The following is an 18,887-nucleotide window of genomic DNA, read 5'->3' as shown; positions in this document are numbered from 1 at the left end:
TTAGCCGGGGTTTCCCGGGCGGGGGTTTGCAGGCTGGTTGCCAGGGGCAACCAGGAAGCGCTCGAGCAGCTGGTTGAGAAAGCGCCGGCCGCGGTCGCTTGGCGCGATACGTTGCTGGTCGCGCTCGATCAGGCCGTCGCGCTCGGCCCGTCGCAGTTCGCTGTCGATGCAGACCAGCGGCAGGGAGGTGCGCAAGGCGAACAACTGTGCATCGAAACCATCGATCAGCCGCAGCGCGTTGAGCATGAATTCGAACGGCAGGTCCGCGGCGGCGACGGCGAATTCTTCCTGTAGCGCTGTGCCGGCGGCGACCTTGGCCAGATACTGCTCGGGTTGCTTCCAGCGCATCTGGCGCAGGACGCGATCCTGCAGGGTCAGCTTGCTGTGTGCGCCGGCGCCGATACCCAGGTAATCACCAAACTGCCAGTAATTGAGGTTGTGCCGGCACTGATGGCCAGTCCGTGCAAAGGCCGAAGTTTCATAATGGCGGTAGCCAGCGACTGCCAGCCTGGCCTCGATGGCGTCCTGCATGTCTGCGCAACTGTCCGGATCGGGCAGGACGGGTGGTCGGGCGGCGAAGGCGGTGTTCGGTTCGATGGTCAGTTGATAGCAGGACAGGTGCGGTGGGGCAAAGGACAGCGCGGTGTCGATGTCGGCCAGCGCCTCCGCCACGCTTTGCCCGGGCAGCCCGTAGATCAGGTCGAGATTGAAATTCTCGAAGTATCTGGCGGCAATCGCCACCGCCTGTCGGGCTTCGTGATCGTCGTGGACGCGGCCGAGGGCCTTGAGGTGCTTCGCGTTGAAGCTCTGGATGCCGATCGACAGGCGGTTGATGCCAGCCGCGCGAAAGGCGGCGAACTTCCCTGCTTCGACGCTTGCCGGGTTGGCCTCGAGGGTGATCTCGGCGTCGGGCAGAAACGGCAGGCGGCTGCGCAAGGCAGCCAGGAATTGATCGACCCCCTCGCCGGAAAGCAGGCTGGGCGTGCCGCCGCCGAAGAAGACGCTGTCGATCCGGCGTCCCCAGATCAGCGGTAGTGCCGATTCGAGGTCGGCGATCAGGGCCGCCAGGTACTCGTCTTCGGGAATGACCGCTGGCGATTGATCGGCGTTCTTCGCTCGCGGTAAGGCGTGCGAGTTGAAATCGCAGTAGGGGCACTTGTGCACGCACCAGGGCACATGGACGTAGAGCGACAGCGGTGGTTGGTTGCGAAACAGGATCTCCCGGCGGCTTGTCGGCGCAAGGTCCCGAGCCGGGATCAGCGGAATGATCCTTCGGCTCGGTTGCTCGGGCATCAGCGACGTGCCAGCAGATGCTCGACGAGACGCGCCAGCGCCTGGCCGCGGTGTGAGCGGCGGTTTTTCTCGGCGGCGTCGAGTTCGGCGGCGCTCAGGTCGAGCTCGCTGACGTAGAACAGTGGATCGTAGCCAAAGCCACTGTCACCGCGTGCTGTCGACAGGATTTCGCCATGCCATTCGCCTTCGGCGATGATCGGCTGCGGGTCCTCCGCGTGGCGGACAAAGACGATGACCGCCACGTAGTGGGCCGCGCGTTGGCAGTTTTCGCCGAGTTCGGCGAGCAGCTTTTCGTTGTTCCGGGCGTCGGATCGAGGTTCGCCGGCGTAGCGGGCGGATTGCACGCCAGGGGCGCCGCCCAGGGCGTCGACACACAGGCCGGAGTCATCAGCCAGCGCCGGCAGGCCGGTCAGCAGCGACGCGTGGCGGGCCTTGGTCAGCGCATTCTCGACGAAGGTGCAGTGCGGCTCTTCGACTTCGGGGACATTGAGCTGGCCCTGTGGGACGAGTTCCCAGCCGAGCGGGGAGAGAATGGCGTCGAGCTCTTTCAGTTTCTTGCTGTTGTTCGAAGCGAGGACGAGTTTCATGGCGCCAGGGACGCTTTCTGCCGGGCAATCAGTTGAGCGATTCCAGCATCAGCCAGGTCGAGCAACTCGAGCATCTGAAGACGTGTAAAGGGCTCGCCTTCGGCGGTCCCCTGGACCTCGACGATGCCACCACTGCCGGTCATTACCACGTTCATGTCGGTGTCGCAGTTCGAGTCCTCGGCATAGTCGAGGTCGAGTACGGCGGCGCCGTTGTAGATCCCGACCGAGACCGCGGCGACATGATCCCGGATCGGGTTGGCGGCGATCTTGCCGTTGCCGACGAGGTGCTCGCAGGCATCGTTGAGCGCCAGCCAGGCGCCGGTGATCGCGGCGCAGCGCGTTCCGCCGTCGGCCTGCAGGACGTCGCAATCGAGCGTGATCTGGCGCTCGCCCAGCGCCTTGAGATCGATGACGGCACGCAGCGCGCGACCGATCAGGCGCTGGATCTCCTGGGTGCGGCCAGTCTGCTTGCCTTTGGTCGCTTCCCGGCCGCTGCGCGTATGTGTCGAGCGCGGCAGCATGCCGTACTCGGCGGTGACCCAGCCCTGTCCGCCGCCGCGTAGGAAAGGGGGTACCGACTCTTCGACGCTGGCCGTACACAGAACGCGCGTGTCGCCCATTTCGATCAGCACCGAACCTTCGGCGTGGCGGGTGAATTTGCGGGCAACGCGGACGTCGCGCAGCTGCGACAGTTGACGGTGGCTGGGGCGCATGCAGGTTCCTATTTGGAGTACTTCTGGATGGTCGAGCGGATCTCCTCGATGGCGAGTTCGATCTCGGCTTCGGTGAGTTCCGTCTTGTGGCCGGGTTTTCGCCCGAATTCGTCCATCTGAGTAGCAACCGTGTCGCGCGGCATCGACTTGGTCGATATCAGACTGCTGCTACCGCTGCTCCGATCGACGTAGGTGTCTTCCCAGCGTACGGCGATCATCGACAGATTGTCGGCATGCGGTCCGCTGCGGCCTTCTGCCTGGGAAAGCAGGGTGGGCACGGCAGCCGACAGATTGGTGGTCTTCAGGGCAGCCGCCAGGACGTCGTCGGGCAGTTCGTTCCAGGCGCCGTCAGTGCACAGCACCAGCACGTCGGCGGCTTCAAGCGTCATCTTGCGCGAAAACTCGATCTCCGGGTTTTGCTGGCCGCCCAGGCAGCCGTAGATCTTGTTGCGATCCGGGTGGGTGGCCGCTTCCTCGACGGTGATGGTGCCCTTGTCGAGCAGCAGCCTGACCCGCGAGTGATCCCTGGTCTGGGCGAGGACTTTCCCCTTGCGCAGCAGATAGAGGCGGGAATCGCCCGAGTGTGCCCAGTAAGCAATATTGTTCTGGATGATGCAGGCGACGCAGGTGGTGCGTGGCGAGTCCAGCAGGTGGTGCTTGCCGGCAAAGTCGAGAATGCCGCGGTGGGCGTTGAGCATTTCCTTCTGGAGGAACATGAAAGGGTCCCGAATCCGGGTCTGGAACTCGCGCTGGAAGGCCTGCGTGAGCGTCTGCACGGCGATCTGGGCGGCCACCTCGCCATAGTAGTGGCCGCCCATGCCATCGGCAATGACCATCAACAGACTGTCGCGCGAGTAGCAGTGCGCCAGTCGGTCTTCGTTGTTGGCACGCTTGCCGGTGCGGCTTTCCTGGTAAATGGTGAATTTCATTGGTTTCTGGATTTCTTCAGTTTTCCGACCATCTGGTCGAACCAGTTTTCTTTCAGCAGTGGCTGCTCGACGTCCGGTTCACTGATCATCTTCGGCGCCGCAACGACCGGTTCGGTAAGGGCTTTCTGCAGTGCGAAGACGCTTTGCGGCCGATAGCGATGGTTCAGGCACAGGCACCAGTCGATCGTCTCGAGCAACTGGTCCGAGTACAGCCCTTCCCAGCGCACCATTGCGGGGGGCAGATGATCCTTGTCCAGGCGAGCGTCGGCCGGTTGCGGCGTGCTGGCTGCGATGCAGGCATACATCGAGGCGCCGACGCTGTAGATATCGCTCCACGGGCCGAGCAGTTCCCGCTGGTTGTAGTGCTCCGGCGAGGCAAAGCCCGGCGTGTACATCGGTTTGAGCATTGGCGTGTCGCAGGCCAGCGTTTGGCGTGCCGCACCAAAGTCGATCAGCACCGGCACGTGCTTGTTGCGCATGTAGATGTTCGATGGCTTGAGGTCAAGATGAAGCAAGCGGTGCGAGTGTACCTCGCGCAGGCCGTTGAGCATTTTGGTGAAAACGTTGCGGATAAAGTTTTCGGTGACCCCGGGTCGGTTGGTCTGGATCAGCTCTTGCAGCGTACAGCCGTGTTCGTACTCCATCACCATATAGACCGTGTCGTTGGCACGAAAGAAGTTCAGCACCCGAATCACGTTCGGGTGAGAAAGCCCGGCCAATGCCCGGCCTTCTTCGAAAAAGCACTTCATGCCGTAACGGAAGGCGGGTAGATGCTCTTCCGTGATGATCGGTGAAATGCCGCCTTCGCCACGCAGGGCAAGCGTATTGGGCAGGTACTCCTTGATCGCGACCTGTGTTCCCTGACTGTCGGTCGCCACATAGACGATCGAGAAACCGCCCAGCGAAAGCTGATGCTCGATACGATACTCGTCGAGTTGGAAAGCAACAGGGAGAGCGTGGTTCGCTTGTTGCACCATCGGTGTCAAAGCTATCATTCAGAGAGTCGGCCATTGTCCGGTCTTTGGGGGTGGCCTGTAAAGCCGGCTGCAGACCCCCTCCGCCCACATGTCAGGATTTCAATGATTTACAGCATGACCGGCTATGCCGGGGCGACGCGCACCGTCAAGGGTGGCGCATTGCAGATCGAGTTGAAAAGCGTCAACTCACGCTACCTCGATTACCACTTTCGAGTCTGCGACGAACTGCGCATCGTCGAACCGGCGCTGCGCGAGTTGTTTGGCGAACGCGTCTCCCGCGGCAAGCTGGAGTGTCGTGTCAGCTTCGTTCCTGCGGCGGGTGGTGGCAAGCGAGCGAGCCTGAATGCCGACCTGCTCGAACAGCTCGAGTCCTTCGACGACGAGATCCGGAAGAAATTGCCCCTCGCCGCGCCGCTGGCGGTCAACGACGTGCTGCGCTGGCCGGGTATCTTTGGCGATGACTCGCCGGATATCGAAACCGTGCTGCCGGCTTGTCTGGCCCTGGCCAGCGAGGTGCTCGATGAGTTCGCGGCCAGTCGCGCGCGCGAGGGAGAGAAGCTGGCCAGTGTCATCCTCGAACGGCTAGCCCGCATGCGCGAGCTGGTGTGCGAAATCGAGCCGCGCGTTCCGGCGGCCCTGACAGCGTTCAACGATAAACTCAGGCAGCGTCTGCTTGACGCTCTGGGTACCGTGGATGACGAACGCCTCCGCCAGGAGGTGGCCATATTCGCCGCGCGCATCGACGTCGCCGAGGAACTGGCGCGCTTGTCGACCCATCTCGATGAGGTCGAGCGGGTACTCGAAACCGGTGGGGCAAGTGGCAAGCGCCTGGATTTCCTGATGCAGGAACTCAACCGCGAAGCCAATACTCTCGGCTCCAAGTCGCTGGTTGCGGAGTTCTCGCGCTTGGCGATCGAGTTCAAGCTGCTCATCGAGCAGATGCGCGAGCAGGTGCAGAACCTGGAGTAGTGAATCGCGCCGGATCAGGAAACGTCCTGTAGCCGCTCTCCGCGCAGAAGTAAGTGGCGTTCGCGACGGTGCCAAGCGCAGGGTCGTGATCTTGCCAGCGAGCGTTTCGGTTGGCGACTGCCGGCTGTTGTCGCGACAAGATTTCGCTTCAAACAGCGATCGTCGTGTGCTAGCGTTAGCGCTCCCATTCTGGAGGGCAGAGTCATGGCGACTAAATCGCTTTTTCGTAAGCTGAGGGGCGCAGCATCTGCCGCGTGCGTTGCCGTTCTGATCACCTGCGGCACCGCTACCGCTGGTGCCGGAGAAGTGCCGCTGGTCGATGGCACGCACTGGACAAAATCTGCGCCGGAGGTCAAGAAGGCCTACATCGTTGGCCTGGCGAATGCCATCCACGTCGACATGGCGTATCAGGGCGATGGTGCGACGGGCAATGTCAGTGACTTTTCGCCGCGCGTTGTCAAAGGCATGAAGGGCCAGACGCTGGACTCCGTGCTCGAAGTGCTGGACCGGTGGTACGCGGAGCATCCCGAGCAGTTGCAGCGGCCGGTGATCGAGACCCTCTGGTTCGAAATGGTCGTGCCTGGTCTAAAAACGAACAAATAAGGGGCGAGAAATGAACAGAACTGGATTGGCTCTGGTAATGGCGTCTGCCTTGACCGTGGTGGGATGCACCAACATGACGCCGCGCGAGCAGGGAACGGTCAGTGGGGCCGCGATTGGCGCGGCTGCAGGGGCTGGAATTGCAGCAATCTCTGGCGGTAACGGGTGGACCGGGGCAGCGATTGGCGGGATTCTTGGTGGGACGGTGGGAAACATGAAGGGCAAACAGCAATAGGCGCGCGCGCAGCGCGGGGCAGCAGCTGCTCCCTACTGGCCGGATGTCAGCCAGCTGTGAAAGCAGAAGAGCCGCGTTAGCGGCTCTTCTCTTACTTGGTGATCGCCTCGTTGCGGCCCGAAAACTGGTCGCTCAGACGAAATGCTGCATCGCTGAAGTCGCCGCTCGGGTTGGTTGTGCAGTAACGATTGACATACTTTTCGACGGTTCCTTCGGAGATGCTCGATACCTGGTGGCTGCGGTTGACGTAGTTGTGGCCAGTGATAACGCCGCGCACCCAGGCGACGAAGGTCGCGCGTTGCTCGGCATCGTTCTTTGATTCTGACCAGACGCGACATGACATGTCGTCGAAGCCGAGGAGCTTGATCGGGATCGCAGCACCGGCGTGCGTTGCCGTCATCGCAGCAAGCAGCAGAAGAGTTCGTAGCATGACCTTCGATCGAAACATTGCGGAGCTCCTGGCCAGGTGATCGTCTCAGGATGCTGATTGTCCACTGTAAGACCCGGCTAGTCCATGTCGACGAAAAGTCCACGCGTGTCGAATCGGGAAGATCCGGTGCCGGCGGCGACCCACGATGACCGCCGACAGGCGCCAACGGATCCCGTCACAGGTACAATCGAGGCTTCGCATTCGCCGGCTCAGCGCTCCATGATCGGACAACTCTACATCGTCACGGCACCGTCCGGTGCTGGAAAAACGACGCTGGTTCGCCGCCTGCTCGAAAACGATCCGGGGATCCGGTTGTCAATTTCGCACACCACCCGCGCGCCGCGCGCTGGCGAGCGGGATGGTTTCGAATACCACTTTGTCGGGGTGCCGGACTTTCTCGACGAAGTCCGGAATGAGGGCTTTCTCGAGTGGGCAGAAGTGCATGGGAATTACTACGGCACGTCGACCAGCGGCATCGAGTCGGCGCTGCATGCTGGCCAGGATGTGCTGCTCGAGATCGACTGGCAGGGGGCACAGCAAGTGCGGCGATTGTTTCCGGCGGCAATCGGCGTTTTCATTCTGCCGCCTTCGCTCGATGCGCTTGAACGTCGTCTGCGCGCGCGGGGAACCGACAGTGCCGAGACCATCGCGCGGCGAGTCGCGGCGGCACGCGAAGAGATGCGACATGTGGGCGAATTTGACTATGTTATTATCAACGACGATCTGCAGTGCGCGTTGCACGACCTGTTGGCGGTAGTAGGTGCCTCGCGACTCCGTTACGCTGTGCAGTGTCAGCGCCATTCCATCCTTTTCGCGACAATGATCTGATTCCTTTGGGAGAATTGCATGGCCAGAGTAACCGTAGACGACTGTTTGCATCGCATTCCGAATCGCTTTCAGATGACCTTGGCGGCGACTTATCGCGCACGTCAGCTTGCCGCTGGCGCCTCCCCGCTGGTGGAAGCCGGTCGGGACAAGCCGACGGTGATCGCCCTGCGCGAACTGGCGGCTGGTCAGGTCGGTCTGGAAGTCCTCAACCGCGGTCAAGCCTGACCCCGGCACGACTTCGCCCACCCCGTGCGTAATCGTGGAATCGGGCGCCGCCGCAAGTATCCGCGGTGAAACGCTGGTGGCTGACAACACACCAGACTTTCTTCCTGCCGAGGATGATCCGGCTTACCGGGTTTTCATCGACAGTCTGAGCTACCTGCCGCCGGACGAAATTGAGGTCGTCCGCAAGGCCTATCTGTTCAGTGAGGCCGCACATCGCGGCCAGATACGGCAGTCGGGAGAACCCTACATCACCCATCCCCTGGCGGTCGCCGGGGCGATCGCCGAATGGCAAGTGGATGCGAAGGGGGTGGTTGCGGCGCTGTTGCACGACGTGATGGAGGACACGTCGGTCAGCAAGAGCGAGATCGTCGAGCATTTCGGCCAGCCAGTCGCGGATCTAGTCGATGGCCTGTCGAAGCTCGACAAACTCGAGTTCCAGTCGCAGGAAGACGCGCAGGCAGAAAACTTCCGCAAGATGCTGATGGCCATGGCGAGCGACTTGCGGGTGGTGCTGATCAAGCTTGCCGACCGCCACCACAATCTGCAAACGATGGCGGCGGTTCGGGCCGACAAGCGCCGCCGCATCGCTCGCGAGACCCTGGAAATTTACGCGCCGATTGCCAACCGGCTCGGCCTTAATACGCTGTTCAGCGAGTTGCAGGATCTCTCTTTTCAGTTGATCTATCCGATGCGCGCGCGCGTTCTGGGGCGCGCGCTGAAGGCCGCGCGAGGCAATCGGCGCGAGCTGCTGTCGCGGATCCTCGAGGGCATCAAGGGCAAGTTGGGTACCGCCCAGATCGAGGCGCAGGTCTTCGGTCGGGAGAAGAGCCTGTACTCGATCTATCGCAAGATGCTCGACAAGCGGCTCTCGTTCTCGCAGGTGCTCGATGTCTACGGTTTTCGTGTGGTGGTTGGCGATGTGCCCACCACCTACCTCGCCCTCGGCGCACTGCACGGGCTTTACAAACCCGTGCCGGGAAAATTCAAGGATTACATCGCCATTCCCAAGCCCAACGGCTACCAGTCTTTGCATACCACGCTGATCGGTCCGCACGGTACTCCGTTCGAGGTGCAGATACGCACCCCGGCGATGGACAACGTCGCGCAGGAAGGGGTCGCCTCGCACTGGTTGTACAAAGACAGTGATTCCTTTGGTGCCGAGCTGCAACAGAAGACGACCAAGTGGTTTCACTCCTTGCTCGACCTGCAAAGTGCGACCGGCGATTCCTCCGAGTTTCTCGACCACGTCAAGGTCGATCTGTTTCCGCACGAGATCTACGTTTTTACGCCCAAGGGCAGGATCATCCCCTTGCCACGCGGCGCAACGGCGGTCGACCTGGCCTACGCGGTGCACACCGATATTGGCAATCATTGCGTCACGGCCAGAATCAACTTCAACCTGATGCCGCTGGCAACAGAGCTGACCAATGGCGATCGGGTCGAGATCGTCACCGCCGCCGATGCCCATCCGGTTGCCGACTGGCTGAATTTCGTCAAGACCGGCCGTGCGCGCAGCAAGATTCGCCACTACGTCAAGACGGCGCATCACGACGAGTCTACGGTGCTTGGCGAGAAGATGCTTGACGAGGAGTTGCGGGCGCTCGGCGTGGCCGCCGCCGAGGTGCCGGTTGCGCGCTGGAAGAGCGTGCTGCGCGATTCCGGCAACAAGCTGGTCAAGGAGGTGTACACCGACATCGGTCTCGGTTTCCGCCTGGCCGGTGTCGTCGCGCGCCGCCTGCTGACCAAGGAAAAAGTGCCGCAGCCCTCTGACAGGGGGGAACCCTCGCTGATCGTTCGTGGCACGGAAGGCCTGGCGGTGCAGTTCGCGCCGTGTTGCCAACCGATTCCCGGGGACCCGATCATTGGTTCGATCTGGAAGGGCAAGGGGCTGGTCATCCATACCCACGATTGTCCGGCGATCCGCAAGGCGCGCAGTGCCCGACCGACAAAGTGGATCAACGTCGAGTGGGAACCCGAACCGGGCCAGTTGTTCAGCGTCCGCCTGCAAATCGTGGTACAGAATACGCTCGGCGCCCTGGGCCGTATCGCCACCGAGATATCGAGTTCCGGAACCAACATCGAGCACGTGAACATGGACGACAAGCATACGGGGCTGTATACCACGCTGCATTTCACCGTCAAGGTGGCCGGCCGCACGTCGCTGGCGCGCCTGATGCGTAGCCTGCGCCGTATCCCGGAAGTGGTCCGCATTTCTCGTGAGCAAGGGCTCACTGCTTGAGAATTCTGGTTCTCGGTGCCGGTGTCGTTGGCGTCACCAGCGCCTGGTATCTGGCCAGTGCGGGACATCAGGTGACGGTGGTGGATCGCCAACCGGCGGCCGGAATGGAAACCAGCTTCGCCAACGGTGGCCAGATTTCCGTCTCGCACGCCGAGCCGTGGGCGAATCCGCATGCGCCCTTACGCGCGCTGGGCTGGATGGGGCGTGAAGATGCGCCTCTGCTGTTCCGTTTGCGCTGGGATGCCGCTCTGCTGGATTGGAGCCTGCGCTTCTTGCGCGAGTGCACGGCCCAGCGAACGCGTGACAATATCCGCTCCATCGTTGCGCTCGCCCTTTACAGCCGCCGCCAGCTGCGGGCCTTGCGCGCCGAAACTTCGCTGGTCTACGATCATCTCGAGCGTGGCATCCTGCACGTCTACACCGATCGGCGCGAGTTTGCCGCGGCTGTCAAAGCGGCGGCCGTGATGCGAGATTTTGGCTGCGAACGACGAACGGTGAGCGTCGAGGAATGCCTCGCCATTGAGCCGGCGCTGGCACCGGCGAGGTCGCTGCTGGTCGGCGGCGACTACACGGCCGACGACGAATCCGGCGACGCGCATCGCTTCACGCAGCAGCTTGCTGCTCGCTGTGCGGCGCGTGGCGTCGCCTTTCGCTACGGCGTCAGCGTCGATCGGCTGAGCGTCGCCGGTGGCCGCATTGTCGGAGCGCTCGCCGCAGGCGAGTTGCACCAGGCCGACGCCTATGTCGCTGCGCTGGGCAGTTACACGCCGTTGTTGTTGCGCCCACTCGGGCTGCGTCTGCCGGTTTATCCGGCGAAGGGTTACTCGGCGACCATCCCGCTGGGAGCGGACAGCGTGGCGCCGAGCGTCAGTCTTACCGATGACGGCCACAAGATCGTCTTTTCCCGTCTGGGTCAACGTCTGCGAGTCGCCGGAACGGCCGAGTTCAATGGTTACAACACCGAGCTCAACGCCACGCGTTGCGGCGCCCTGATGCGCAGAGCCGGCGAGCTCTTCCCGGCTTTGCGGCCGGCCGGCGACGCTGAATTCTGGTGCGGCCTGCGGCCGGCGACACCGTCCAACGTGCCCCTGATCGGACGCTCGCCGATTGCCAATCTGTACGTCAACACCGGCCATGGCACGCTGGGCTGGACAATGGCCTGTGGTTCGGGCGCCGCGCTGGCCGATATCATCAGCGGTCGGCCTCCCGAGCCGCCCTTCCGTTTTCTCTGACGCCACGCCGGTGCTCCAGGAAGCAGCGTGCGTGCAACGATCCACACCCTGGGCGGCCGGCGATGCTGATTGACACCCATTGTCACCTGGCCGCTGTCGATTTCGCGACAGATCGGGACGAGGTGGCGGCAGCGGCCGGTGCTGCCGGTGTGCGGGTGATCGTTGTGCCGGCGGTCGATGTCGCCAGCTTTGCCGAGGTGCGCGACTGTTGCGCGCGCTATCCCGACTGCGCGCCAGCTTACGGCATTCACCCGCTTTTCGTGCGGCACGCCAGGCAGGCCGATCTCGCTGCCTTGTCCGACTGGCTGCAGCGCAGTATGGCCGGGCCTGATCGGCCGGTCGCCGTCGGCGAGATCGGCCTCGACCTGTTTGTCAGCGACCCGGCGTTCGATCGGCAGGAGGAGTTTTTTGTCGAACAACTCAAGATTGCCCGGGAGACCGAGCTACCGGTGCTCCTCCATGTTCGTCGCTCGGTCGATCAGGTGCTCAAGCACCTGCGCCGGATCAGGGTCAAGGGCGGCATCGCACACGCCTTCAACGGCAGTCGCCAACAGGCCGACGAGTTCATCAAGCTGGGCTTCAAGCTCGGTTTCGGTGGCGCCATGACCTATGCCGGCTCGACGCGCATCCGCCGCCTGGCGGCTTCCTTGCCGCTCGATTCGATCGTCCTCGAAACCGACGCTCCCGACATGCCTCCGGCGTGGTTGGCCGGCGGGCGGAACACGCCAGACCAGTTGCTGCGCATCAGCGAAGTGCTGGCGGACTTGCGTGACATCGATGCTGACGTGCTGGCGAGCGCCACCACGGCGAATGCGCTGGCCGTGCTGCCACATTGTGAAAGAGTCTCATTGTGAAAGACTCTCAGTTGCGTTTGACTGACTGATCGGTTACGTTACCGCCTGACGGCTTCGGGCTTCCGATTTTTCTCAAAGAGTGAGCAGCGAGCCAGGGAGTGAGCAGGGCGTGAGACAGGTGCTTGGCCGAAGGGGCGCGCAGGTTCAATGCGTAGGCTTCGCTCGGGTGTGCCAGTCTCGCAATCATCCTGCTGAAGACAACCATTGGCATCCTCACAAAATGAAAAACGATCTGGATCGAACGGCGGCTACGTGCGTGGCCGTCAAGGACAGCGCCCCCGCTGTACCTCACTACCTGCAGGCCCACTATTGGTGGGCCTATGTCCATCCGCGAGCGGTGCATGTCTTCGAGCGGCAGTGGCTGGTGAATCTGATTCTCTGGGGCAACTACAAGCGTTTGTGCAATGCGGTGCTCCATGATTACGGTCACGATTTGCCCGGCCGCACGCTGCAGATTGCCTGTGCCTACGGCGATTTGACGCCAAGACTGGTCGACTGTGTGGCCGCTGGGGGGTCGCTGGAGGTGGCTGATATTCTGCCGATCCAATTGGAGAATCTGGCCAAGAAACTACCCAAGGATGCACCAATTCAGTTGCATTGCATGGATTCCGCTGCCCTTGGTTTTGCCGACGCAAGCTTTGATCGGGCCTTGCTGTTCTTCTTGCTGCATGAGCAGCCGCAAGCCGTGCGCGAGCGCACTTTGGCTGAAGCGCTGCGGGTGGTCCGCCCGGGTGGCACGCTGACCATCGTCGACTATGCGCCGCCCAATCGATTCAATCCCTTGCTCTACTTCTGGAAGCCGGTCCTGGACCGCCTGGAGCCTTTTGCACACGATCTTTTGAGCGAGGAAGTCGCTACCTGGTTACCGAAAGATGACTCTTTCGTTACGGTTAGCAAGCAGCGCTTCTTCGGTGGTATGTATCAAATGTTGACCCTCAAGCTTGTCGAGCCAAGTCAAGGATCGCCAAGCTGACCGCTGAATTATCGGCTGGCCCTGGCGGTGCGTTTGTTCCGCCAGGGCTCCTCGGATGTTGGTCGCGGCTGGCGATGGCCGGCGCGAGAAAGGATGAAGCATGGAGAGTTACAAAGCAGATGTCGTGATTGTCGGTGGTGGCGGGGCTGGCCTGCGGGCGGCTATCGCCGTGGCGGAGTCTGATCCGGACCTCAAGATCGCACTGGTCTCAAAGGTCTACCCGATGCGCAGCCACACCGTCGCCGCCGAGGGCGGCTCAGCGGGAGTGAAGCTGCCGACCGACAGTCTCGAATACCACTTCAATGACACGGTTGGCGGTGGTGACTGGTTGTGCGAACAGGATGTGGTCGAATACTTCGTCGCCCATTGCACCGAGGAGTTGACCCAGCTCGAGCATTGGGGATGTCCGTGGAGTCGCACACCGGATGGCCATGTGAACGTCCGCGCCTTCGGCGGCATGAAGATCGAGCGCACCTGGTTCGCTGCCGACAAGACCGGTTTTCACATGCTGCACACGCTGTTCCAGACGTCGATCAAGTATCCGTCGATCAAGCGTTTCGACGAACATTTCTGCGTCGATCTGGTCGTCGAGGATGGCCGCGTGCAGGGTGTCGTGGCGATCGAGATCGGTTCGGGCGAGTTCACTCTGGTCGAGGGCCGATCGGTGGTCATCGCCACCGGTGGCGCCGGCCGGGTCTTCCGCGAGAACACCAACGGCGGTGTGGTCACCGGCGACGGCATGGCTCTCGCCTACCGCCACGGCGTGCCGCTGCGGGACATGGAATTCGTCCAGTATCACCCCACCTGCATGCCCGGTACCGGCCTGCTGTTCACCGAAGCGTGCCGCGGTGAAGGCGGCTTCCTGGTCAACAAGGACGGCTATCGCTATCTGCAGGATTACGGTCTTGGCCCGGCCGAGCCCTCACCGCGCAACAAGGCCATGGAACTCGGCCCGCGCGACCGCCTCAGCCAGGCGTTCTGGTACGAGCAGCAGAAGGGCCGCACCATTGAAGGCCGGCACGGTTCGGTGGTCCATCTCGACCTGCGCCATCTCGGCGAAGCCAAGCTGCGCGAGCGTCTGCCGCAGATCTACGAGCTTGCCGAGCAGTTTCTCGGCGTCGATCCGGCGCTGGAGCCGATCCCGGTTCGCCCGGCGGTGCATTACACCATGGGCGGCATCATGGTCGATGGTCTTTGTGCCTCGTCGCTGCCCGGCCTGTACGCGGCCGGCGAATGCTCCAGTGTCGGCATCCATGGCGCCAACCGCCTGGGCTCGAACTCCCTGTCGGAGCTCTGTGTTTTCGGCAAGGTGGCCGGTGTCGAAGCCGCACGCTTCGCCAAGGCCTCGGCGCCGGGAAATTCGGCCAGCCTGCTCAAGCAGGCGCAGGCGGTCGAGCAGCGGGTCCAGGGTCTGAAGCAGCACACTGGCGGGACCGAACGCATCGCCACCCTGCGCAAGGAAATGGCACAGACCATGGAGGAGGGCTGCGGCATCTACCGCCTCGCCGAGACCATGCAGGCGACCTGCGACAAACTCGACGAACTCAAGGAGCGCTTCAAGAACGTCAATGTCGAGGACAAGTCGAGCGTCTGGAATACCGAGTGGCTACTCGCCATCGAGCTCGAGTACCAGATCGACGTGGCGCAGACGATGGCCTATTCGGCGCTCAATCGGCGCGAGTCACGCGGCGCCCATCAGCGCCTGGACGGCTTCGAGCAACGCGACGATGAAAACTTCCTGAAACACTCGCAGGCGCATTATGTCGCTGGCGGCGCGCCACGCATCGACTACGGCGCCGTCAAGATCACCAAGTCGCAGCCGGGCACGCGCGCTTACGGTGCTGCCGGCGAAAAGGCAGAGCAGGAAAGGAAGGCATCCCATGTCTGAGAATCAGAGAATCATTGAAATCGAGGTGCTGCGCTACCACCCGGAAAAGGACCAGAAGCCGTACCAGCAGGTGTTCGAAGTGCCGTTTACCGACGACATGTCGGTATTGCAGGGCGTGCAATACATCAAGGATTACCTTGATGGCTCGCTGAGCTTTCGCTGGTCGTGCCGGATGGCCATTTGCGGCAGCTGCGGGATGATGATCAACGGCGAGCCGAGCCTGTCCTGCGAGACCTTCCTGCGCGACTACTACCCGGCGCGGGTGCGGGTCGAAGCACTGGCGCATTTCCCGATCGAGCGCGATCTGGTGATCAACATGGAAGGCTTCATCGAGAAACTCGAAAGCATCCAGCCCTACATCATTCCCAAGGAGGAGCGCACGCTGGCGCAGGGCGAATACCTGCAGACGCCCGCGCAACTCGGCGCCTACGAGCAGTTCAGTTCGTGCATCAACTGCATGCTCTGCTACGCCGCCTGTCCGCAGTTCGGCCTCAACTCCGAGTTCATCGGACCGGGAGCGATGGCCTTGCTGCATCGCTACAACATCGATTCGCGTGATGGCGGCAAAGCCGAGCGCATGGAACTGGTGGCGTCCGAAGAGGGCGTGTTCCACTGCACCGCAGTGGGCTATTGCTCCGAGGTTTGCCCGAAGCATGTCGACCCGGCCAACGCCGTCAACCAGAACAAGACCAATGCCGCAGCGGACTATTTTCTGCGTTTCCTTGCTCCGAAGGGGGGTGCCAAGTGAACAAGCGTCGTCCCTATGTTCGTCCGATGGCCGGTTGGTGGCGGAAGAACCCGTTCTTCGTCGAGTACATGATTCACGAAGGAACCGCCTTTTTCGTCGCTGCCTACGCCGGAATTCTGCTGACTGGCCTGGTGCGCCTGTCGCAGGGTGAAGCGGCGTGGAAGATGTGGCTGGCCAGCCTGCAGAACCCCTTGTACATCGCTTTTCACTGGCTGGCGCTGGCCGCCATCAGCTACCACACCTACACCTGGTTCAAGATCATGCCGCGCACCATGCCACCGGTTGTCGTTGGTGGCAAGCGGCTGCCGGACTTTGCAATCACCGGCGGTGGGCTGGCGGTAGCTGCCGCAGCCAGCCTGGCTCTGTTGGCTCTGGTATGGGGGATGGCACGATGAAACCCGGACTCAAACGTTCCAACGCGCCGATTTTCTGGGCGCTGTTCGGTGCCGGCGGCATGCTGTCGGCGCTCTTTGGCCCGATGCTGGTGCTGATCACTGGCCTCGCCATCCCGCTCGGTTTCCTGCTGCCGCCGGACACCATGAGCTACGCCAACATGCTCGCCTTTGCCCAGAACCTGATCGGCAAGGGCTTCATTTTTGCGATCATCTCGCTCTTCCTGTGGCATGCGGCCCACCGTATCTTCCACAGCTTGCACGACATCGGTATCCATGCCGGCCTGCTTGCCAAGCTGGTCTGCTACGGCAGCGCCATGCTGGGAACCTTGATCGCCGCCTACGCCTTGCTGGCGATCGGCTTCTAGCCGCCAAGGGCGGCACGCCCCACGGCTTTGCCGGGGGGCGTGCCGCCCGGGGGCGCGGGTCCACGACTCGTCACCCGGCGCGCCAGCCGACCGACGATGCCCTCCCGCTCCTACGCCATGCCGCTGAGCCGGGCCTTGCGCTCGCGCTCGACACGCGTGATGTAGCGCTGCACCATGCCCATCTTGCCGCCGGGCAAGGCCATGAACTCGCAGCCAACACGGACGTAGCGGCCGCCACCCCTGCTGGTGACGTCGAACTTGTTGCGTACACACAGTTGGGCAACCAGCAGTCCCTCATCGGGAAGGGTCATCTTGCACTCGCCCAGGACGGTGCCGCTCGGCAGCAGCGCAGCCAGGCTCGGCGTGGCCATCAAGCCGACGCCGCCGCCGCTGATATCGAGCAGGGAGGCCTCGGCGACCAGGGCGCTGCCGTCAGCGCGCTGGATCGTGGCGACGAATTTGACTGGTTTGGCGATCGGCGTCGACAGACGAAAATACTCGCGACGCTGGAGTCGCAGCAGCTTGGTGGGCAGGGCGGCGCGGAAGGCCGGACGCCCGTCGCTGCGTGTTTCGGCGAGATTGCGCAGGGTAAACTGAACCTTCACCTTGTCGACCAGGGCGGTCAGAATCAGCTGCTCCGCCAGCAAGGCACGGCGGTTGACCTCCTCGTCGCGACCCCAGTCGAGAACCAGTTCGTCGCTATCCGTGGTGACTGCGAGCAGCGAGGTCAGCAGGAAGGCGCTGCCACGATCAATGTAGGCGCTGACCAAGGCTCTCCGTTTGATCAGCGAGCGCAGTACCGCGACGATATCGGCCTTCGAGTGCAACAGGTATTCGCTGTAATCCTCGGGCTGTTCGATTTCGAAGCGCAGGGCTTCCTCGTCTGACTCTGACTGAACGTCGGTTTCTTCCATGTGCTTTCTCGCGATCCGCTCAAGCCGGAAGTTTACTGCAAAACCCGGGCGGCGGTGACGGAGGACGATCAGATCAGGGTTCTGGCGCCGCCGCGGGAGCGACAAATGCCGGCGGGGTGAGCGCCGTCTGGCCTTTCTCCAGCTGATAGAGCCAGGCGAGCAGTTCGGCAATCGCCAGATACAATTGTGGTGGGATGTGCTGATCGAGGTCAACCTGCATCAACAATGAAACCAGTTCCGCCGATTCATGCACATAAACCCCATGTTCATGAGCTCGCGCGATGATCTGCTCGGCCAGCAGGCCACGCCCCTTGGCGACCACCCGGGGTGCGGCGTCGGTCTGGCTATAGGCCAGGGCGACGGCGTTTTTTAGTCCGTCATCCGGAACTCGTGCCATCGTCCTTGTTTTCCCGCGGGGCCACGATACCCAGCGATGCGAGGTTCAGCCCCGCCTCTTCCAGTTGGCTGCGCAGGGTGGCCGCGTCGCCACTCAACAGGGTGCGCGTCTCGGCGTTGTCGGCGATCATGGTCAGCGTAATCTGCTGACCCTCGATGCGCAGTCGGGCATCGACCTCGCCGAGCCGGGGAAGGGTCAGCCGCAGCCGCGTCTGCCATTTTTCCGACGGATTATCGCCGCCCTGTTCACGGCCGTCGGCCTCGCTCTCGATTTGCCAATGGATTTGCTGTCCCGGCCACAGCTGTCCCTGCCAGGAAAAATTCTGACTGGCGAATGCTTCGAGTTGATGCTGGACCAGCGTCTGTACCTGCGGGGCAATGAGCTGTCCAGGTTGGGCAGGCTGTGCTGGCTGGGCCGTGGCTTTGTTTGCTGCCTCGGCGGTGATGGTCTGCGCTGGTACGCTGCTTTCGGCAGCCGCCGTGCGCGCGACGTTTGCTGGCTCAGTGCCTGGTGGCGCTGCCTGTTGGGCAGGGGGTGTGGCAGGTGGCAGCTTCCCCTGCGGTTCCTGCAGAAGCTGCGCCTTGCTGTAGCGGCCCTCGACCCATTCCGCCTGATGCGCCTCATAAAACATGCCGCTCTGGATGATCGCCTGCTTGAGCAGGGGCACCAGGTCCTGCCCGCTTCTCGGCGGGTTGGCCGCCAGGGGCTGATTGCCGTTGAGCGGCAGCGCCACCGAGCTGCCTTTGCCGTCACGACTGCCGGCCAGCAGATTGCTGATCAATTGCCCGGTGCGGCTCAAACTGGCCGTGGTGAGTTCGCCGCCTTTTCCTCCCTCGGTGCCGGCGCGGGCGACGACGGCGAGGGTCAGCTTGCCGTTGCTTTCGGCGACTTCGAGCTCCAGCGCATCACCGCTCTTGGCGGCAAAGGGCAGAGCCAGGGTGACGCTGCGCTGGTTGATCAGGGCGCGGTAGGTGCCATTGGGCATCAGCGACTGGATTTCGGCCAGCAATTTCTGCCCGGCGACCAGGCCCGGCAGTTTGTCGGTGATTTCCTGGGCTGGCAGAGCCGGCCGCAGGGCCAGGTCGGCGGGCGGCTG

22 protein-coding genes are annotated in these 18,887 nt (G+C 62.6%); 13 read left to right on the top strand and 9 right to left on the bottom strand.

The window, feature by feature from the left end; all coding sequences use genetic code 11:
* The 5 genes from hemW to RUW20_RS01875 are packed head-to-tail and all read right to left on the bottom strand — an operon-like array spanning window position 1 to window position 4,499.
* Window positions 1-1,293, bottom strand: a complete 1,293-nt coding sequence (hemW, locus tag RUW20_RS01895) for a radical SAM family heme chaperone HemW (protein ID WP_313950497.1) — start codon at window positions 1,291-1,293, stop codon at window positions 1-3.
* Window positions 1,293-1,880, bottom strand: a complete 588-nt coding sequence (gene rdgB / locus RUW20_RS01890; RefSeq protein ID WP_313950496.1) for an RdgB/HAM1 family non-canonical purine NTP pyrophosphatase — start codon at window positions 1,878-1,880, stop codon at window positions 1,293-1,295. The genes hemW and rdgB overlap by 1 nt, the downstream gene beginning before the upstream one ends.
* Window positions 1,877-2,593: a ribonuclease PH gene (gene rph, locus RUW20_RS01885; RefSeq protein ID WP_313950495.1), complete on the bottom strand. Its 717-nt coding sequence runs from the start codon at window positions 2,591-2,593 to the stop codon at window positions 1,877-1,879. Before rph ends, rdgB begins: the two co-directional genes overlap by 4 nt.
* A gap of 8 nt (window positions 2,594-2,601) precedes the next feature.
* The gene (locus RUW20_RS01880; RefSeq protein WP_313950494.1) at window positions 2,602-3,522 is read right to left on the bottom strand and encodes a PP2C family protein-serine/threonine phosphatase; all 921 of its coding nucleotides are present in this window, start codon (window positions 3,520-3,522) and stop codon (window positions 2,602-2,604) included.
* Window positions 3,519-4,499, bottom strand: a complete 981-nt coding sequence (locus tag RUW20_RS01875; protein ID WP_313950498.1) for a serine/threonine-protein kinase — start codon at window positions 4,497-4,499, stop codon at window positions 3,519-3,521. The genes RUW20_RS01880 and RUW20_RS01875 overlap by 4 nt, the downstream gene beginning before the upstream one ends.
* Before the next feature lie 102 nt (window positions 4,500-4,601).
* Between RUW20_RS01875 and RUW20_RS01870 the strand changes: the two genes are divergently transcribed.
* The 3 genes from RUW20_RS01870 (at window position 4,602) to RUW20_RS01860 (ending at window position 6,303) form a co-directional block, all read left to right on the top strand.
* Window positions 4,602-5,468, top strand: a complete 867-nt coding sequence (locus RUW20_RS01870) for a YicC/YloC family endoribonuclease (protein WP_313950493.1) — start codon at window positions 4,602-4,604, stop codon at window positions 5,466-5,468.
* Window positions 5,469-5,774: 306 nt separating this feature from the next.
* Complete coding sequence (locus tag RUW20_RS01865) at window positions 5,775-6,071, top strand: hypothetical protein (protein WP_313950492.1); 297 nt, start codon at window positions 5,775-5,777, stop codon at window positions 6,069-6,071.
* A 10-nt stretch (window positions 6,072-6,081) separates the two neighbouring features.
* On the top strand, window positions 6,082-6,303 hold the full coding sequence (locus RUW20_RS01860; protein WP_313950491.1) for a YMGG-like glycine zipper-containing protein: 222 nt from the start codon (window positions 6,082-6,084) through the stop codon (window positions 6,301-6,303).
* 91 nt (window positions 6,304-6,394) lie between these two features.
* Here RUW20_RS01860 and RUW20_RS01855 read toward each other — a convergent pair whose 3' ends face one another.
* Window positions 6,395-6,733: an HdeA/HdeB family chaperone gene (locus RUW20_RS01855; RefSeq protein WP_313950490.1), complete on the bottom strand. Its 339-nt coding sequence runs from the start codon at window positions 6,731-6,733 to the stop codon at window positions 6,395-6,397.
* 219 nt (window positions 6,734-6,952) lie between these two features.
* On the opposite strand from RUW20_RS01855, the gene gmk reads away from it, so the two are divergent.
* The 10 genes from gmk to frdD all read left to right on the top strand — a co-directional run bounded on the left by gmk (window position 6,953) and on the right by frdD (window position 16,480).
* A complete protein-coding gene (gene gmk / locus RUW20_RS01850; protein ID WP_313950489.1) occupies window positions 6,953-7,561 on the top strand; it encodes a guanylate kinase in 609 nt (202 codons plus the stop codon).
* Window positions 7,562-7,579: 18 nt separating this feature from the next.
* Entirely contained in the window at window positions 7,580-7,786 is a 207-nt protein-coding gene (rpoZ, locus tag RUW20_RS01845) for a DNA-directed RNA polymerase subunit omega (RefSeq protein ID WP_313950488.1), read from the top strand.
* A gap of 73 nt (window positions 7,787-7,859) precedes the next feature.
* Window positions 7,860-10,025 carry a RelA/SpoT family protein gene (locus tag RUW20_RS01840; RefSeq protein ID WP_409559285.1) on the top strand — a complete coding sequence of 722 codons (2,166 nt, stop codon included), beginning with the start codon at window positions 7,860-7,862 and terminating at the stop codon, window positions 10,023-10,025.
* Entirely contained in the window at window positions 10,022-11,257 is a 1,236-nt protein-coding gene (locus tag RUW20_RS01835) for a D-amino acid dehydrogenase (protein WP_313950486.1), read from the top strand. Before RUW20_RS01840 ends, RUW20_RS01835 begins: the two co-directional genes overlap by 4 nt.
* 62 nt (window positions 11,258-11,319) lie before the next feature.
* Entirely contained in the window at window positions 11,320-12,111 is a 792-nt protein-coding gene (locus RUW20_RS01830) for a TatD family hydrolase (protein ID WP_313950485.1), read from the top strand.
* 256 nt (window positions 12,112-12,367) lie between these two features.
* Entirely contained in the window at window positions 12,368-13,084 is a 717-nt protein-coding gene (gene rquA / locus RUW20_RS01825) for a rhodoquinone biosynthesis methyltransferase RquA (RefSeq protein ID WP_313950484.1), read from the top strand.
* A 100-nt stretch (window positions 13,085-13,184) separates the two neighbouring features.
* On the top strand, window positions 13,185-14,972 hold the full coding sequence (frdA, locus tag RUW20_RS01820; RefSeq protein WP_313950483.1) for a fumarate reductase (quinol) flavoprotein subunit: 1,788 nt from the start codon (window positions 13,185-13,187) through the stop codon (window positions 14,970-14,972).
* Entirely contained in the window at window positions 14,965-15,720 is a 756-nt protein-coding gene (locus RUW20_RS01815; protein ID WP_313950482.1) for a succinate dehydrogenase/fumarate reductase iron-sulfur subunit, read from the top strand. The genes frdA and RUW20_RS01815 overlap by 8 nt, the downstream gene beginning before the upstream one ends.
* Window positions 15,717-16,115, top strand: coding sequence for a fumarate reductase subunit C (locus RUW20_RS01810; protein WP_313950481.1), 399 nt, complete (start codon window positions 15,717-15,719; stop codon window positions 16,113-16,115). Before RUW20_RS01815 ends, RUW20_RS01810 begins: the two co-directional genes overlap by 4 nt.
* On the top strand, window positions 16,112-16,480 hold the full coding sequence (gene frdD, locus RUW20_RS01805) for a fumarate reductase subunit FrdD (protein ID WP_313950480.1): 369 nt from the start codon (window positions 16,112-16,114) through the stop codon (window positions 16,478-16,480). Before RUW20_RS01810 ends, frdD begins: the two co-directional genes overlap by 4 nt.
* Window positions 16,481-16,590: 110 nt before the next feature.
* Here the strand turns inward: frdD and RUW20_RS01800 are convergent, their stop codons facing one another.
* From RUW20_RS01800 to RUW20_RS01790, 3 genes are all read right to left on the bottom strand, one after another.
* Entirely contained in the window at window positions 16,591-17,394 is an 804-nt protein-coding gene (locus RUW20_RS01800; protein ID WP_313950479.1) for a flagellar brake protein, read from the bottom strand.
* Window positions 17,395-17,467: 73 nt separating this feature from the next.
* The gene (locus RUW20_RS01795; protein ID WP_313950478.1) at window positions 17,468-17,791 is read right to left on the bottom strand and encodes an EscU/YscU/HrcU family type III secretion system export apparatus switch protein; all 324 of its coding nucleotides are present in this window, start codon (window positions 17,789-17,791) and stop codon (window positions 17,468-17,470) included.
* Window positions 17,772-18,887, bottom strand: a 1,116-nt coding sequence (locus RUW20_RS01790) for a flagellar hook-length control protein FliK (RefSeq protein ID WP_313950477.1), incomplete at its 5' end; no start/stop codon positions are given. The genes RUW20_RS01795 and RUW20_RS01790, both read right to left, overlap by 20 nt.

This window comes from Accumulibacter sp., from assembly GCF_032229525.1.
Lineage (GTDB): Bacteria > Pseudomonadota > Gammaproteobacteria > Burkholderiales > Rhodocyclaceae > Accumulibacter.
The sequence above is the reverse complement of the archived record's forward strand: the minus strand, read 5'-3'. Positions and strand labels throughout refer to the sequence as shown.